Consider the following 15,571-nt stretch of genomic DNA (forward strand, 5'->3'; position numbering starts at 1 on the left):
CTGAAGGCTCTTTTTACATATGAAGCTGTGCTTTTACTTCTTTAAGCTGTTCAATATGCCGTAATTCATGGTAGCCTACAAATGGAATCCACTGTTTGAGATTCATCTCGCCGAATACAGGATGCGGATAAGACTTAACCTCGAGCTGTTCTTCCGGTGTACTCTCAGACAAATGACGCAGCGCTTCGTGGGTGGCCGATAATTTGGCCTTTAATTCCTCAAGCGTTGCAAAATCTTCAGTGGGCACTGCAAAATCCGGTGCCTCCACTTTAGTGGAACGGTTGACGGTCAGTTCAATAGGTTTATCTTGAGCCAAGTTTTGTTTGTCTGAAGCGAGCTGTGATTGAATTGTCTTGGTCACTGCGCCTTCCATCAGGTAGAGGTGCTGCAGCAGCTGTTTGATGGACCATCTGTCTTCTGCGGGCTTTTGATTGATTTGCTCATCGGATAGCTCATTGACTTGTTTGTATAACTCTTCTCGTGCTCGATCATTGATATTCATCTATATCACTCCTTTAAAAAAGGATACCATTTAGTATGTGAAAATACTTCTTTGGACTATCAGGAAGGCGGAGTAAATATGAAAATTCATTCACCGAAAGTTTCAGAACAATTAACACCGGCAACGTGGCAGGACCTCTGGAGTGAGGAAGATCCATTTTTGCAAAACCGTATTGTTATCGATTCAAGTTTGGATGGTGAGACACTGGAACGTGTTCAATTAACAAATATTATCGTAAGAAATTGCAGTTTCCAGCATGCGTCTCTTCCCGATCTGTTCATAACGGATGTGCGTTTCGAGAATTGTGATTTTTCAAATGCAGATTTGAGTGGCGTCAGCATTCACAGGGCCAGCTTTCGTAATTGCAAGATGCTAGGCGTGAACTTTACCGATTCACGTTTCACGGATGTATCATTTCAAGAATGCATCGGAAATCTGTGTGCTTTTGTTCATGCAAAGTGGGAGCGTGTATTGTTCGAGAAGTGTCAGCTGAAAGACGTGGACTTTTTTGATTGCAAATTAAAAAATACAAAGTTCGCGGGCTGTAATCTTGATCAGGCCAGTTTTGATAGTACACCATTAAAGAAAGTAGAAATCAGAACGTCTGAATTTGAAAGCATGACTGTATCAATGAAGGACTTGGAAGGCTGCATCGTCTCCGTACCGCAGGCTGTGCAATTCGCGGCGATGATGGGGCTGGATATTCGGGATGAATGACTGGGCGGCTTTAAGCTGACCAGTTAAGACTTTTTCTGTTTCATGGCAACCGCTGCAAGTATAGAAAATATGATGGCAGTGGCTGTTAAATAAAGAATGCTGAACAGGGACGAAGTAAGAAAGCCGTTTATTTCATAAAATACCCCCATGTCTAATAGAAATTCTTGCTTGGCGGACACTGATGCTCCGGCGAATGCTTCAGCTATTGGCTGCTCCATTAGAATTTGCCGGAATAACGCAGCTGAATGGGATGTGGGGAATAACGTAATGATGGTTTGTAAGTATGCCGGGAGATGTCCGATGGGAATATAGATACCTGCAAGAAATCCAAGCAGTGTTCCAATTACCGTACTGGCTGCAGCGAAAGCTGTAACCGTTCTAAAAAAAGAGACGAGCAGTAAGATCATGGAACTGCTTGTAATCACCGATAAACTGATCACTCCAATTACCTGAACAAATTGAAATATGGTCAGCATTTCTTCCCCATTTAGAAAAAAGACGATATTTGCAATGAAAAGAACGAGCAGAGACATGAAGAAACCGATAACAATAGAACTCATGACATAGCCGCCGAAAAGTGATGACCTTTTAATTGGAGAAGCATAGAAGTCCAGATAGGCGTCTGTAGCGCGATCTTCTACCATAACCCCGAAGGCACCCAATGTTGTAGTAACGGAAGTGACTGCTAAAATTCCGGCGAAAATCCATGACAGCAGCAGCCACTTTTTAGCAGGGAAATCGGGAAGTCCGTCTGCGATTAAGTTACCGAGAAATGTTCCGTACAGCACGACAAGAATGATGACGGCAAGCAGGGAAAAGAATAACGCACTTTTATCGCGAAAATATAGCAGTAAATTACGCTTCGCAAAAATCATCATTTTCCGTTCCATCCTTTCCGTTATGGATTTGAATAAACACATCATCCAGACTGGACTGCTGCACTTCAAATGAAGCAATCAGCTGCTCATATTTTGCTAATAAAGCAATTGCTTCCGTTGTTCTTTCCAGTTGAATCAGGAAAGCACCGTGATCATCACTAAAGACTTGCCGGTCTGCCTGTAACTGTCTGCGGAATTGCGCATGATCTTTTGCCGTGATCATTAATCGATCGACTGAGTACTGTGCTTTCAATTGGTTAGGTGTTCCTTTCGCTATAATTTCTCCTTCTTTCATGACGACTACAAAATTTGAGTTAGCTGCTTCTTCAATATAATGTGTAGTTAAAAAGACTGTCATATTGGTCTCTCGCTGCAAATTTAGGATCGTATTCCATATCTGCTTACGATTCTGCGGATCAAGACCTGTCGTCGGCTCATCCAGCAGCAGAATTTTTGGCTGATGCAGCAGGGCTCTTGCAATATCGACCCTTCGCTTCTGTCCTCCAGATAACTTCCCATAGCGCCGTTTCATAAGCGAAGAGATATCGACAGTTTCAGCAGCACGGACGATGGCTTCATGCCTTTCCATTTTATTCATCTTATACAAACGGGCACGGCAGTCTAAATTCTCCTGGACTGTCAGTAAAGGGTCTAACAGACTTTGCTGAAACACAATGCCAATTTCATTACGTATCGCTTCGTCCTCCTTTCCGACCAGCAAGCCGTTGATCTTCACTTCTCCAGCATCGTGTTTCAAAAGAGTCAGCAAGATAGAGATGGTGGTAGACTTGCCTGCCCCGTTGGTGCCGAGAAAAGAGAACAGGCTGCCTTCCTCCACAAAAAAACTGACATCTTTCACTGCATCCACAGCGCCGTACGATTTGTATAAGCGATGCACTTCAATAATTTTAGACATTCGAATCCCTCCGTCTTTGACTGGCGATTGCCTGGTTTATTGCTTTTTCAGCCATTTTGTTATTCATATAGACCATCAGGATGACAAATGAGTAGGCAAATATCCCGCACAGCGCAACAGATCCAACATAAAAAGCTGTAAAAGGATACATATGAAAAATCGCACCGGCAAGTATCAGTACCGTAAGAACACAGATCAGTTCAATCAAATGAACAACCAACGGCTGATCGACGGGGAGTTTATGGGACAGGAAGATCAGCAAAGTAATGAGACAGGAAATGATGAATAAATAGCTGGCGGTTTCCTCTGTCAGAGGCGGGAAGATGCCGAGCAGTCTGAACAGAAAATAAAACAGCGAGCTGAAAGTAAAGGCGAAACATGCTGCGCCCAGATAGATTATTATGCGGTTCATTCATGCCACCTCATCCTAAAAAATGTTTTCGAAAAGATTTTACATAATGCCGATTGATAATAACTTTTTCACCGTTTATTAGGTAGGCTTCGAACCGGCCGTTGAGCAAAGCTTTTACACTCTCAATCTTTGCTATATTAACGATGAAGTTTTTACTGATTCTCATAAATCTCATTTCTTTCAGCTGCTCTTCAAGTTCATATAATTTCTTGCCGCTCTCAAAGACGTCATCATCTGTATAAAGAAAAACTGTATCATTCACTGACTCCATATAAAGCAGCTGATCAGAGACCAAAGGATAAGTGACACCATCCTTCTTTCCATAAATAGAGTGCATCATTTGGTTAATCTGCTGGACCAAGGGCGACACGCGTTCATCTTCTTCAGGGCAATTAATGATTATTTCGATATCCGTAAAATCGTTTGATTCATTTACTTTCAGCCTGATCTTAATCACCTCGATGTTTTAATCTTTGAAGAATCGTATCATTTCCTATGATGAAGAACAATACAATCCGAGTGTCCTGCATTTTGACACAGGTAACTTGCATACAAGGCAAGATTTGTATAATTATTGTTGAATTGTTCTAACTAATCCGCATTGACTTTCTATTCCATCAAACGTAACATTAGTATAATGGAAGATACATAGGAGGAAACGAATATGGCAAATGAACTTCAACAGGCGATCCAGCTTTTGAAACAGAAACAATGGGTGGATTTGACACATACATTTGGCCCGGAGTCACCACATTTTTCTGCCTTTGATGCAGCGGAATTTACAACGTTATTTAATCATGACGATGGATTCTTCGCACAGAGCTTTAAATTCGCAGGTCAGTATGGGACACATATAGATGCACCCATCCATTTTGTGCGGGACACACGTTTTCTGGATGAACTCGAACTGAAAGAATTAGTATTGCCGCTGGTCGTCATGGATTTCTCGAAAGAAGCGGAGAATGATCATGATTTCACAGTGAACATCGAGCATATCAAATTATTTGAGGAGCGGCACGGACATATAGAGGCAGATACATTCGTCGCTTTGCGCACTGATTGGAGCAAACGCTGGCCGGATAATGAAAAGTTTTGCAATAAAGATGCAGAAGGAAATAACCGGATACCCGGCTGGGGCTTGGAAGCACTGGAATTCCTATTTAATGAACGTAAAATCCGGGCAGTCGGACATGAAACATTCGATACGGATTCTGCTGCAGATTTTCAAAAACACCAGGCACTTCGCGGAGAATACTATGTACTGGAGCAAGATACATACCAGGTCGAATTAATGACGAATTTAGATCAGCTGCCTGCTAAAGGAGCAGTCATCTTTAACATTATGCCGAAGCCTGAAAAAGCGTCTGGCTTTCCGGTACGGTCATTCGCGATCTTACCGTAAAGGGAAAAGGAGGATGCGGTATGTTCACACATCAAGTAACAGAAGAGATTTCATTGAAGTTATTAGTGCATAAAGATGCTGAAGAATTATTTGCACTGGTAAACGCGTCGAGAGAAAACTTGCGGGAATGGCTGCCGTGGGTGGACTCCATGACTGATTCAGAACAGTATGGCCCGATTATTGAAGCCTGGCTTCAGCAATTTGCCGAAGAGGATGGTTTTCAGGCGGGTATTTTATATAATGGAAAACTTGCAGGAATGGCTGGTTTCCATTCAGTGAATTATGCGAACCGGCAGACGAGTATCGGGTACTGGCTTGCAGAAACATATCAAGGCAAAGGGATCATGACTGCAGTCGTCAGGGCACTATTGGATTATGCATTCGAAGAATACGATTGTCACCGTGTAGAAATCAAGTGCGGCACAGACAATGAAAAGAGCAGAGCGATTCCAGAGAGACTGGGATTCATGGAAGAAGGAGTCATTCGTGACGGTGAATTTCTCTATGATCACTTTCATGATCTGATCCTCTACAGCATGCTTGCAGAGGATTGGCAGCAACGTAAAACAGCAGAATAGATAGGAAGTAATTATTGCGGTATCCTGTAACTAAGGATACCGTTTTTGCATGTTAAATTAGGCTGCAGCGAAACGTTTTGGATGGGAGTGCAGGAGTATGCTTACTGCTCAAGAAATCGAGAAAGAATTGACAGCAAAACATCGCCTGGAAACCGCAACATTTGGAATGGGCTGCTTTTGGGGCCCTGAGTCCTTGTTTGGCAGTTTACCGGGTGTTTTCCGGACAAGAACCGGTTATACAGGAGGTACAACCCCGTCTCCAACATACCGGACGTTAGGTGATCATACCGAAACAGTGGAAATTGATTTTGATCCGGATATCATTTCATTTGAAGAAGTACTGATGTATTTTTGGCGCCATCATTATCCGAACCGGGACGAATATAAAGGACGTCAATATTTATCTTCATTGCGCTACCATAATGAGCAGCAGCTGGAAGTCATTGATCAGGTGAAGAAAGTCATGGAGGCAAAGCTTGGGGACCCGATTGAAACTGAAGTTACGAAGCTGGACCGGTTTTATTTAGCGGAAGAGCGTCATCAGAAATATTATCTGAAGCGCTATCCGGGCGTGCTCGATCAATTGGCTGAAATATATCCGGCAGCTTCCCGATTAACTGATTCAATATTCGCTGCAAGACTGAATGGATTTGTCAAAGGGTATGGCACGAAAGAACAGATAATGAACGAAATAAAACAGTGGAAAATCACTGAAGAATCGCGTGGACATTTGATTCGGCAGTTTCTTCAGCTGAAGTGGTAAGATAAGTTTGAATTTGCACTTTTTCTTCTTGTAACTTCCCGAACTGCTTGCTATGATGTTCAAATATCAACCTAGATTGGACGTAGGAGAGAGTATTATGAAAAAGGAATCTATCACGCTGGGACTGCTGCTGACGAATTTACTGATCGCGTTTTTAGGGATCGGTCTGGTAATTCCAGTAATGCCTACGCTAATGAATGAATTGCATATATCAGGTAAGGTAGTCGGATATATGGTCGCGATTTTTGCGATGGCTCAGCTGCTTGTCTCACCTGTTTCAGGGCGCTGGGTCGATACAGTCGGACGGAAAAAGATGATTGTCATCGGCTTGATAATTTTTAGTGCATCAGAGTTTTTGTTTGGAATTGGACAGACGCTGCCTGTGTTGTTCGTGTCGCGAATTCTGGGAGGCATCAGTGCTGCTTTTATCATGCCCGCAGTCACGGCTTTCATTGCCGACATCACGACAATGGAGACGCGGTCGAAGGCGCTTGGTTTTATGTCGGCAGCCATTTCTACCGGGTTTATTATCGGACCGGGTATCGGAGGGTTTCTAGCAGACTTTGGCACCAGGGTGCCATTCTTTTTCGCAGGAGGACTTGCACTGTTCGCTGCAATTTTTTCGCTGCTGATGCTGCGGGAGCCTGCACGGTATCAAGAGGCTGTAGCGGAGGATGAAGAGAAGCCGGGGATCAAGCGGATATTTGCACGCCGTTATTTTATTGTATTCGTCATCATATTAATCCTGTCTTTTGGTCTGGCTTCATTCGAATCAATCTTCAGCTTGTTTGTAGATCATAAATTCGGTTTCACGCCTAAAGATATAGCGATTATAATTACAGGCGGCGGGCTCGTGGGGGCACTTGCACAAGTTTTGCTGTTTGATAAACTGGCGAGAATGATAGGAGAGAAACGACTGATCTTCTTCTGTCTCGTTTTTTCAGCAGCCTTGGTTTTTATCACAACCTTTGTGCAAAGTTATTTTGCAGTTCTCGCCGTGACAATCATTATCTTTGTAGGTTTTGATTTGATTCGCCCTGCTGCTACTTCCTACTTATCGAAAATTGCAGGAAATGAACAAGGATTTGTCGGCGGGATGAATTCCATGTTCACCAGCATCGGTAATGTGTTCGGACCGGTGATTGGCGGAGCGCTGTTTGACGTCGATGTCGACTATCCGTTTTATTTCGGGGCATTTGTCCTGCTGATCGGTGTCGGATTGAATTATTTATGGATTAAACGGACACCTGCCTACAACCCGAATATTTAAGAGACAACTCAGGAGTGATGATAAGTGACGACAATTGGATTCATACGGCATGGACAGACAGCTTGGAATAAGGAAGGAAGGGTGCAGGGAAGCTCAAACGTTCCATTAAATGAGGAAGGTATAGAGTCGGCAGAAAAACTGGCGAATCGTCTGGCTGATCAACAGTGGGATATGATTTTCACAAGCCCGATGAACCGTGCAAAGCATACAGCGGAACTGATCGCCTCTCGAATGCCGGATGTGTCAGTCGAAGAAGATAGCCGCGTGCGGGAAAGAAGCAGCGGGCTCATTGAAGGAACCACAGAACAAGAACGTGTGCAGAAATGGGGACCCGGCTGGCGTGGGCTTGATATGCAGTTTGAATCCGCGGATAGTGTGGTTGCCAGAGGGCTGGCGTTTGTAGAAGAGCAGATCCGTATCAATCCGGGAAAACGGATTCTCGTGGTTAGCCATGGCAGTTTTATTAAGCGGATGATTGCGGTGTTATTGGAAGATGAACAATATGCAGTGACGATTGAAAATACATCGCTGACTGTAATAGAAGTGGAAAATAAAACATGTACGCTGCTGAATTGTACAGCGCATTTAACGGGAGGAGCTAATGGAGATTGAGTATGAATTGACGGAAGAAGATGTAGTTGCTTTTAATTTATATCATGTGAAAAATACCAAAGTCGGAAAAAATTCATTGCAGTGGCAGCGGTATATTTCCCCCTTGATCTTTTTATTGTTTGCTTATTTCCTGTCGTTATTTACAGATATGGCAAAGGGGCCGTTGTTTGCAACGTTTGCAGTGACAGCAATTGCATGGGTAATTTTATATCCGAAGTATTTCTACTTCCATATAACAAGGCAGGTAAGAAAGATGCTGAAGGAAGGGAAGAACGACGGATTAGTTGGTGAGCACAAGATGAAGCTGAATAAAGCGGGAGTAAGAGACACCACGTCCGTTGGTGAAACGAACATTCAATGGCCTGGTGTAAAGCGATTAATTGAAGACGCTGATTACATTTATATGTACACGAGTACTGTCAGTGCCTATATTTTACCTAAACGTGACCTGTATTCTGTTGAAGGTTTGAAATCATACATAGAGAAACGTTTGGAGAAAAACTGATTATTTCCCCAAACGGCGATATTTTAAGAATGAAATACTGCAATGATTCTTGCAAATAAACAATTTTGCAGTTGAAACGGCGGTCTTCTTGATTGCGTTGCTTTAACGTCTTGAAAACATTCCGTAACAAGCACTCAATGAGTCGTGTATTTGTCTTATTGAGTCTGGAAAAACACATGATTCGTCAGGATACCATTTATCGTTTGTTTATGTCTGGTTTCATTTCACGTAAGCCGATCCTCATTGCGGCAATTGCGCTGGTGACATTTAAAATTACTGCAATCCCTAAAAACAGCCACTTCACTATATCAGGAAGGTCCAGCATGATTGCTAGAATCAAAAATGTAAAACCGACTGCCAGCATGACTAAATAGATAGCTAATTTCTTCGGCAATGCGACTCCACCTCTCTTATTTTGTCCCCTTATTGTAGCATGAAAAACTAAATGATTTTTCATGAGCAAGGTTTTAATATTCTTACTTAGGGAATAATACACACAAAATAACAGACAGGAGTGCAACTAATGACAAAAAGCTATGCGGACCAATCAGGAAATCAAAATGAGAAGGATAAAATGCCGTCTGAAGTAGCAAATGATGCGGCAAGAGAAGCAGAAAAACAAGTAGATGAGATAAAGAAAGAAGCCAGGGAAGAAGTAAAGAAGCAAAATAAGGAATAAAGACAAAAAGCGATTATTTCCCCGGAAATAATCGCTTTTTTTACATTGCTTATTCATTGAATAAATGATGCAGCATCCGGTCTTTATCATCAAAAAATTGTTTCATGATTTGATAATGACTCGTTTCTTCCAAGGTGGTGATTTGCGCACCTGCCTCCGTAAATTCAACAATTTTTGCTTCTGGATAAGCCAATAAAATCGGCGAATGTGTAGCGATAATGAATTGCGAGCCTTCACCTGCCAGATCATGAATACGGCTCAGCATGGCAAGCTGGCGCATTGGCGAGAGCGCAGCCTCGGGCTCATCCAATAAGTAGACTCCGTTCCCTCTGAACCGGTGAACGAAAGTTGCCCAAAAAGATTCCCCATGGGATTGTTCATGCAAAGATACGCCGCCGAAGCCGTCAATAATTCGCGGACTTGGTCCGGGCGCACTGTCCAGCTCCTCGATTGTTGTCGCCAGGTTATAGAAAGTCTCGGCACGCAAGAAAAATCCGTCAGTCGGCCTGCTCACACCTTTGATCATCGTAATATATTCTTCGAGTACAGAATGCGAATCATAGGTGGAAAAATTAAAGTTCAAAGAACCGCCTTCCGGATTAAATCCGGCAGCGACGGCCGCACCCTCCAGCAGTGTTGACTTCCCCATACCGTTTTCACCGACAAAGAACGTCACTTTCGGATGGAAATCCAACTCATCCAGTGTCCGTATGCTGGGCAAGTCAAACGGGTACACATCAAATGAAGGAACGGCCGCACGTTTTAAGCGCAGACCTTTTAAAAACTGTTTATTCAGCACGCATTTCACTCCTTTTGAAGATTCGGTTTCAGCTGATAAGCAACTTCACAGCACATTGTCCCGTAAATTGTTAGACTAATTGTAACATGTGAAAGGGAGCGGGTTGAAATGGAAGAAAATAATTATTTATTAGCAGGAAAGACTGCAATTGTAACGGGGGCGAGCAGCGGAATTGGAGCTGCCATCGCAAAAGAATTGGCGAGTGAAGGAGCAAATGTTGTCTTAGCAGCCCGCCGTGCAGAAAAGCTCGAGGAAGTTATGCAGGCAATCAAAAGCAACGGTAACGGAAAAGCACTTGCTGCAGTAACCGATGTTGCCTGTGAAGCTGAAGTGAGATCATTAGTGAACCGTGCTGAAGAGGAATTCGGTGCAGTTGATATATACGTCAATAATGCAGGTCAGATGCTGTCAGCTTCTGTACGCGACAGAGAAGTGGAACAGTGGGAGCGCATGATAGACGTTAATATTAAAGGAGTGCTGTACGGAATAGACGCTGTACTTCCGGGCATGACAGAACGTGCTAGCGGTCATATTATTAATATTGCCTCTGTGTCCGGGTTTGAAGCGACGAAGAAGAGTACAGTCTACAGTGCCACTAAATTTGCTGTACGTGCTATTTCGACTGGATTGGAAAAAGAACTTGCTCGGACGGGCGTGCGTGTCACAAATATCTCACCGGGAATGGTGGATACCCGTTTAAGTTCAGGCGTTTCAGACAGAAAGAAATTGGAAGCGGAAGATATTGCCAAAGCGGTCGTATACGCAGTGACACAGCCCGACTATGTGAATGTAAATGAAATTACTGTGAGGCCTGTTTAAGGAAGGAGATCTGTTCATTGGAAAAGAAAATTGTGTTCTTTGATTTGGATGGTACATTATTTACTCGCGACAAAAAAGTATTGGAGTCAACGAAGCATGCCTTAAAAGCATTGCAGAATAAAGGAGTTTACACGGCCATTTGCACAGGGCGTGCGCCGCTGATGTTTGAACGGCTGCTGGATGAACTGTCATTTGATTCATATGTGTCGATGAACGGACAGCATGTAGTCTGTGAAGGAAATGAAATCTTCTCAAATCCTATGAAACAGGAAGATATGGTGAAACTGACGGAAATGGCGAATGAAAAAGGCCATGGACTGACGTATTCCACGTTCGATACATTCGTTTCCAATGCATCAGAGCATCCTTTAATTACGGATAGTACAGCTCGGTTAAAGATCCCTTATCCACCGGTCGACAGCAAAATCTTTATTGATTCGGATGTCAATCAAGTACAACTTTATTGTCCGGAAGAAGAAACGGAAGAGTATATCAAGCTGTTTGGTGACCATACGTTTATCAGATGGGATAAAACGTCAGTGGATATGTTGCCGGCGGGCGCTTCAAAAGCGATCGGTATTCAAAAGATGCTGGAACATTTGGATATCCCGGTCGAAAACAGCTATGCATTCGGAGACGGACTGAATGATTTGCAGATGATCGAGACTGTTGGCACGGGGATTGCGATGGATAACGCTATTTCTGAGTTAAAGGAAGTCGCTGATCTGATCACTGATTCCTGTGATGATGATGGGATCTTAAAAGGGTTAATGAAAGTTGGTCTGCTGGAAGAGGATGAAGTGCCTTCACTTCAAAGAAGCAAGAAATAAGTAACATACTTCATTAAAATCTGCAAATCTCATTCTTGACAATTATGTGAACACCCTGTATGTTTAGTTGATATACAAATTCAAGAGATATTCAATTACTCAATCTACATATGGCGGTAGGTTGGCATACAACCAGGGAGGCTCCATTTAGAATGAAACGTGAAAAGCAATGCCGGGAATCAAGAGTTGTGAGAACGAGCAGGATTTTCCCCAATGACGTCAACAATCATAATACGTTGTTCGGCGGGCGTTTAATGAGCGATATAGACCAGATCGCATCTATTTCTGCGGCGCGTCACAGCCGGGCTGATTGTGTTACAGCTTCAATGGATTCTGTAGATTTTCTGCATCCGATCCGTCCTTCTGATTCTGTTTGCTTTGAATCCTACGTAACGTGGACCGGGAAATCTTCAATGGAGATTTTTGTGAAGGTTATTGCAGAAGACTTGGCGACGGGTGATTGTAAAATCGCAGCCACCTCTTTGCTGACTTTTGTTGCGCTGGACGAGAATAAGAAGCCGCTGGCTGTTCCGCAAGTCATTCCAGTGACGGAAGAAGAAAAGTACTTGCACGAAACTGCTCCGCAGCGCGCTGAAATCCGTAAGATGAGAAAACAGCAAAGTAAAGACTTGGCCACCGTTTTGACGAATAATTATCCATGGCATGAACCTGTACAGGTGAATGCATAAAAATCCCAGTCAACAGTAAAATAGTTGACTGGGATTTTTTTATTCAACGTGTATAAAAAGTTAAGCGATTGTACATACTGAAGATAGATAGGATGTTCTCTGTTTCTTTTTGGAGGATACCTATCTTTTTTCATTCTACAATAGTAAGAGTGAATTCCAGGTCAGCTTTTAAATGTTCTTCCATTAACTTACTTGCTAATTCAGGTTGTCGCTGTTCAATTGCATCGCAAATTTTGATATGTTCTTCAATCAATAAGGGACGCTCATGAATGACAACAGTTTTACTGAATAGATAAATGATTGCCTGCATTTTATCGACGGTATCTATCATGATGGGATTTCGACATTCTTGAACGATGAGATCGTGAAACTCTTTATTCGCCTTCACGGTACCATCCGTCTCACTCGTCTGTGCAAGTTGAATGGAACTTCGCAAGTTCGCAATACGTTCTCCGGTCATATAGGAAGCCGCCATTTTTGCTGCATAACTTTCAATCAGGGTGCGCATCTGAAACATATGGCGCAAGTCTTTTTCACTTGGTTTAATTACTTTCTTGCGTTTTATTAAACCCTCCTGTTCCAAACGGCGGATCGCTTCACGAACAGGGGTGCGGCTTACGCCGATCTCTTCAGCCAGCTGCACTTCTACTAATTTCATCCCTCCAGGGTACATACCAGTAATAATTTTCTCCCGTATTGTTTCGTAAGCTATTAGTTGTGCACTGCGTGAAGTTATTTCCATTGCCTGTCTCCTCCGTTTCTTATAAACAGTATACAAGAGAATACCTCCAATTGTGTAATCGTATTCATTAATCGGGTAATTGTATACAAGTCAGAAAACTTATTGTATAATATACACGTTCATTGGTAATTACAAAAGAGGAGTGATCCAACATGAAAGTAGGATTTGTCGGGTTAGGAATCATGGGCCGTCCAATGGTCTTACATATAATAGAAGCAGGATTTGAAGTAAAAGCATTTGATTTGAATGAAGAAGCACGAAAAGCCGCAAAAAATGCAGGGGCTGTGGAAGCGGTTTCTCCAAAAGAGGCTGCCGAAGGAAGTGACGTGGTCATTACGATGCTGCCGAATGCAGCGATTGTACGTGACGTATTATTCGGACAGAACGGTATAGCGGGTGTATTAAAGCCAAATGCTATCGTCATTGATATGAGTTCTGTTTCACCTTCAGACTCCATCTATTGCGCGGATCAGCTAAAAGAAGTCAATGTGCGATTTATCGATGCACCTGTCAGCGGAGGTGAGCCGAAAGCGATTGACGGCACATTGGCCATCATGGCCGGAGGGGAAGAGTCCGCACTGCATGAGGCGCTGCCTGTTCTCCAATCAATGGCGGCAGATGTCACACATGTCGGAGGTCACGGCAGCGGCTCCACTGTAAAATTAGCCAATCAAATCTTAGTGAATGTAACGATTGCAGCCATGTCGGAAGCGGTAGTTCTCGCTTCGAAATCAGGCGTTAATATTGAAAAAATGTATGAAGCGATCCGTGGAGGACTGGCCGGTAGCACGGTGCTGGATGCAAAAATTCCGCTTATACTGGAGCGAAATTTCCAGGCTGGCGGACGGATTGATATTAACATGAAAGATCTGACGAATGTGGTAAAAGCCGGTCATGATATCGGTGTGCCGATGCCGCTGACAACAGATGTATTGGAAATGTTCCATGCCTTGAAAACAGACGGCAAGGCGGCAGATGATCATGTCGGTTTAATTCAGTACTACGAAAAACTAGCGAACTTCGAAGTACCGCAAGGAGGGAAATGAATTGCAGAAGCGTATTGAACAACTTCCTTCATACGATGGGAAGCTTCAGAGCCTATGGGAAATAGAACGTGCTTCATTTGAGCAGAAAATCATTGTACTTGATGATGACCCGACCGGTGTTCAGACCGTCCATGGTGTACCGGTTTATACGGATTGGTCTTTGGAAACTATACAGGCGATGTTTCAGGAGCCGCGTCAGCTTGTTTTCCTTTTAACGAATTCACGGGCATTCTCTGTTGAAGAAACGACTAAAGTTCACAAGCAGATTGGTGAAAGAATCGCAGCAGTCTCTAAAAAAATGAATCAGGATTTTGTGCTCATCAGCCGAAGTGATTCTACCCTTCGCGGACATTTCCCTCTTGAAACAGAAGTTCTTAAAGAAACGTTGGAACGGGAATATGAAGTGAACGGAGAAATCTTAATACCGTTCTTTAAAGAAGGCGGCAGGGAAACGATTGATGATGTACATTATGTGAAGCAAGAAGGCCGCTATATACCTGCAGGCGAGACGGAATTTGCCAAAGACCGGATGTTCGGCTTTACGAAAAGCAATCTGAAGGATTATATTGCGGAGAAAACAAATAATGAGTACCCTGCAAATTCGGTGCTGTCGATTTCATTGGAAGAGTTGCGTGCACTGGATTTTGCATCAATTGAAGAGAAATTAATGCGTCTTGAACAGTTCGGAAAAATGGTTGTCAATGCAGTGAGTGAAGAAGATCTGAAAGTCTTTACTATTGCTCTGATTCGCGTGCTGCAGCGCGGCAGGCACTTTTTATTCCGTACTGCCGCCTCATTTACAAAAGTAATCGGTGACATTTCCTCCCGTCCTTACTTAACAGCGGAAGAGCTTATGAAGCAAGAATCCGCAACAGGCGGCTTAATCTTAATCGGCTCACATGTACAAAAGACGACAGATCAGTTGAAAGAACTGCAAGCATTGGATTCAATTGATTTTATTGAATTCAATTGTCAGCTTGTAGTGGATAACGGCCAGTTTGATGAAGAGATAGAACGTGTCCAGCAGCGAATCAATAAGAAGGTTGCGGAAGGCATTACAGTTTGCGTTTACACTTCGCGCAGTCGTATTGATTTAGGAGCAGGAAGGCAAGAAGAAGAGCTGGCTTTATCTGTGAAAATTTCAGCAGCAGTTACTCAATTTGTACAACACTGTGATCCTCAGCCTGCATTTGTCCTGGCAAAAGGCGGTATTACGTCAAGTGACGTAGGAACAAAAGGGCTGGCAGTGAAAAAGGCTGAGGTGGCGGGCCAGATTGCTCCAGGAATACCTGTCTGGAAAACAGGGGAAGAAAGCCGTTTTCCAGGCATTCCCTATATTATTTTCCCCGGAAACGTTGGAGAGTCGGATACATTGCGCAACGTTGCGGAAATTTTACTAAATAGGGATTGAG

Annotated in this window: 21 protein-coding genes; 13 read left to right on the plus strand and 8 right to left on the minus strand. The window is 43.3% G+C overall.

Annotated elements, in window-relative coordinates; translation table 11 throughout:
* Positions 1-13: 13 nt before the first annotated feature.
* Complete coding sequence (locus tag GDZ68_RS13210; protein WP_153722777.1) at positions 14-502, minus strand: DinB family protein; 489 nt, start codon at positions 500-502, stop codon at positions 14-16.
* A 78-nt stretch (positions 503-580) separates the two neighbouring features.
* Here GDZ68_RS13210 and GDZ68_RS13215 point away from each other — a divergent pair, with 78 nt between their 5' ends.
* Positions 581-1,219 (plus strand): pentapeptide repeat-containing protein, encoded by a 639-nt coding sequence (locus GDZ68_RS13215; protein ID WP_153722778.1) that lies wholly within the window; start codon positions 581-583, stop codon positions 1,217-1,219.
* A 23-nt stretch (positions 1,220-1,242) separates the two neighbouring features.
* On the opposite strand, the gene GDZ68_RS13220 is transcribed toward GDZ68_RS13215, so the two are convergent.
* The 4 genes from GDZ68_RS13220 to GDZ68_RS13235 are packed head-to-tail and all read right to left on the minus strand — an operon-like array spanning position 1,243 to position 3,882.
* The gene (locus GDZ68_RS13220; RefSeq protein WP_153722779.1) at positions 1,243-2,097 is read right to left on the minus strand and encodes an ABC transporter permease; all 855 of its coding nucleotides are present in this window, start codon (positions 2,095-2,097) and stop codon (positions 1,243-1,245) included.
* Positions 2,075-3,013: an ABC transporter ATP-binding protein gene (locus tag GDZ68_RS13225; protein WP_153722780.1), complete on the minus strand. Its 939-nt coding sequence runs from the start codon at positions 3,011-3,013 to the stop codon at positions 2,075-2,077. Before GDZ68_RS13225 ends, GDZ68_RS13220 begins: the two co-directional genes overlap by 23 nt.
* Complete coding sequence (locus GDZ68_RS13230; protein WP_153722781.1) at positions 3,006-3,425, minus strand: DUF3021 family protein; 420 nt, start codon at positions 3,423-3,425, stop codon at positions 3,006-3,008. Before GDZ68_RS13230 ends, GDZ68_RS13225 begins: the two co-directional genes overlap by 8 nt.
* A gap of 10 nt (positions 3,426-3,435) precedes the next feature.
* Positions 3,436-3,882 (minus strand): LytTR family DNA-binding domain-containing protein, encoded by a 447-nt coding sequence (locus GDZ68_RS13235; protein WP_153722782.1) that lies wholly within the window; start codon positions 3,880-3,882, stop codon positions 3,436-3,438.
* A 207-nt stretch (positions 3,883-4,089) separates the two neighbouring features.
* On the opposite strand from GDZ68_RS13235, the gene GDZ68_RS13240 reads away from it, so the two are divergent.
* From GDZ68_RS13240 to GDZ68_RS13265, 6 genes are all read left to right on the plus strand, one after another.
* Positions 4,090-4,827 carry a cyclase family protein gene (locus GDZ68_RS13240; RefSeq protein WP_153722783.1) on the plus strand — a complete coding sequence of 246 codons (738 nt, stop codon included), beginning with the start codon at positions 4,090-4,092 and terminating at the stop codon, positions 4,825-4,827.
* Between the two features lie 20 nt (positions 4,828-4,847).
* Positions 4,848-5,405, plus strand: coding sequence for a GNAT family N-acetyltransferase (locus GDZ68_RS13245; RefSeq protein ID WP_153722784.1), 558 nt, complete (start codon positions 4,848-4,850; stop codon positions 5,403-5,405).
* Between the two features lie 97 nt (positions 5,406-5,502).
* On the plus strand, positions 5,503-6,168 hold the full coding sequence (msrA, locus tag GDZ68_RS13250) for a peptide-methionine (S)-S-oxide reductase MsrA (RefSeq protein ID WP_153722785.1): 666 nt from the start codon (positions 5,503-5,505) through the stop codon (positions 6,166-6,168).
* 97 nt (positions 6,169-6,265) lie between these two features.
* A complete protein-coding gene (locus tag GDZ68_RS13255; RefSeq protein WP_153722786.1) occupies positions 6,266-7,438 on the plus strand; it encodes an MFS transporter in 1,173 nt (390 codons plus the stop codon).
* Positions 7,439-7,462: 24 nt separating this feature from the next.
* A complete protein-coding gene (locus tag GDZ68_RS13260) occupies positions 7,463-8,050 on the plus strand; it encodes a histidine phosphatase family protein (protein ID WP_153722787.1) in 588 nt (195 codons plus the stop codon).
* Positions 8,040-8,555, plus strand: coding sequence for a YcxB family protein (locus tag GDZ68_RS13265; RefSeq protein ID WP_153722788.1), 516 nt, complete (start codon positions 8,040-8,042; stop codon positions 8,553-8,555). The genes GDZ68_RS13260 and GDZ68_RS13265 overlap by 11 nt, the downstream gene beginning before the upstream one ends.
* Before the next feature lie 196 nt (positions 8,556-8,751).
* Here GDZ68_RS13265 and GDZ68_RS13270 read toward each other — a convergent pair whose 3' ends face one another.
* Positions 8,752-8,949, minus strand: a complete 198-nt coding sequence (locus tag GDZ68_RS13270) for a hypothetical protein (protein WP_153722789.1) — start codon at positions 8,947-8,949, stop codon at positions 8,752-8,754.
* A gap of 129 nt (positions 8,950-9,078) precedes the next feature.
* Between GDZ68_RS13270 and GDZ68_RS13275 the strand changes: the two genes are divergently transcribed.
* Positions 9,079-9,234, plus strand: a complete 156-nt coding sequence (locus GDZ68_RS13275) for a hypothetical protein (protein WP_153722790.1) — start codon at positions 9,079-9,081, stop codon at positions 9,232-9,234.
* A gap of 49 nt (positions 9,235-9,283) precedes the next feature.
* Here GDZ68_RS13275 and GDZ68_RS13280 read toward each other — a convergent pair whose 3' ends face one another.
* Positions 9,284-10,033: an AAA family ATPase gene (locus GDZ68_RS13280; RefSeq protein WP_153722791.1), complete on the minus strand. Its 750-nt coding sequence runs from the start codon at positions 10,031-10,033 to the stop codon at positions 9,284-9,286.
* A 108-nt stretch (positions 10,034-10,141) separates the two neighbouring features.
* Between GDZ68_RS13280 and GDZ68_RS13285 the strand changes: the two genes are divergently transcribed.
* The 3 genes from GDZ68_RS13285 (at position 10,142) to GDZ68_RS13295 (ending at position 12,371) form a co-directional block, all read left to right on the plus strand.
* Complete coding sequence (locus GDZ68_RS13285) at positions 10,142-10,852, plus strand: SDR family oxidoreductase (protein WP_153722792.1); 711 nt, start codon at positions 10,142-10,144, stop codon at positions 10,850-10,852.
* A 17-nt stretch (positions 10,853-10,869) separates the two neighbouring features.
* Positions 10,870-11,682, plus strand: coding sequence for a Cof-type HAD-IIB family hydrolase (locus tag GDZ68_RS13290; RefSeq protein WP_153722793.1), 813 nt, complete (start codon positions 10,870-10,872; stop codon positions 11,680-11,682).
* Between the two features lie 152 nt (positions 11,683-11,834).
* On the plus strand, positions 11,835-12,371 hold the full coding sequence (locus GDZ68_RS13295) for an acyl-CoA thioesterase (protein WP_153722794.1): 537 nt from the start codon (positions 11,835-11,837) through the stop codon (positions 12,369-12,371).
* Positions 12,372-12,501: 130 nt separating this feature from the next.
* Here the strand turns inward: GDZ68_RS13295 and GDZ68_RS13300 are convergent, their stop codons facing one another.
* Positions 12,502-13,113, minus strand: a complete 612-nt coding sequence (locus GDZ68_RS13300; protein ID WP_153722795.1) for a GntR family transcriptional regulator — start codon at positions 13,111-13,113, stop codon at positions 12,502-12,504.
* 152 nt (positions 13,114-13,265) lie between these two features.
* On the opposite strand from GDZ68_RS13300, the gene garR reads away from it, so the two are divergent.
* Both garR and GDZ68_RS13310 read left to right on the plus strand, forming a co-directional pair.
* Complete coding sequence (garR, locus tag GDZ68_RS13305) at positions 13,266-14,159, plus strand: 2-hydroxy-3-oxopropionate reductase (RefSeq protein WP_153722796.1); 894 nt, start codon at positions 13,266-13,268, stop codon at positions 14,157-14,159.
* A 1-nt stretch (position 14,160) separates the two neighbouring features.
* Positions 14,161-15,570, plus strand: a complete 1,410-nt coding sequence (locus GDZ68_RS13310; protein ID WP_153722797.1) for a four-carbon acid sugar kinase family protein — start codon at positions 14,161-14,163, stop codon at positions 15,568-15,570.
* Position 15,571 lies beyond the last annotated feature (1 nt).

It is taken from the genome of Sporosarcina cascadiensis (assembly GCF_009650995.1).
Classification (GTDB): domain Bacteria; phylum Bacillota; class Bacilli; order Bacillales_A; family Planococcaceae; genus Sporosarcina; species Sporosarcina cascadiensis.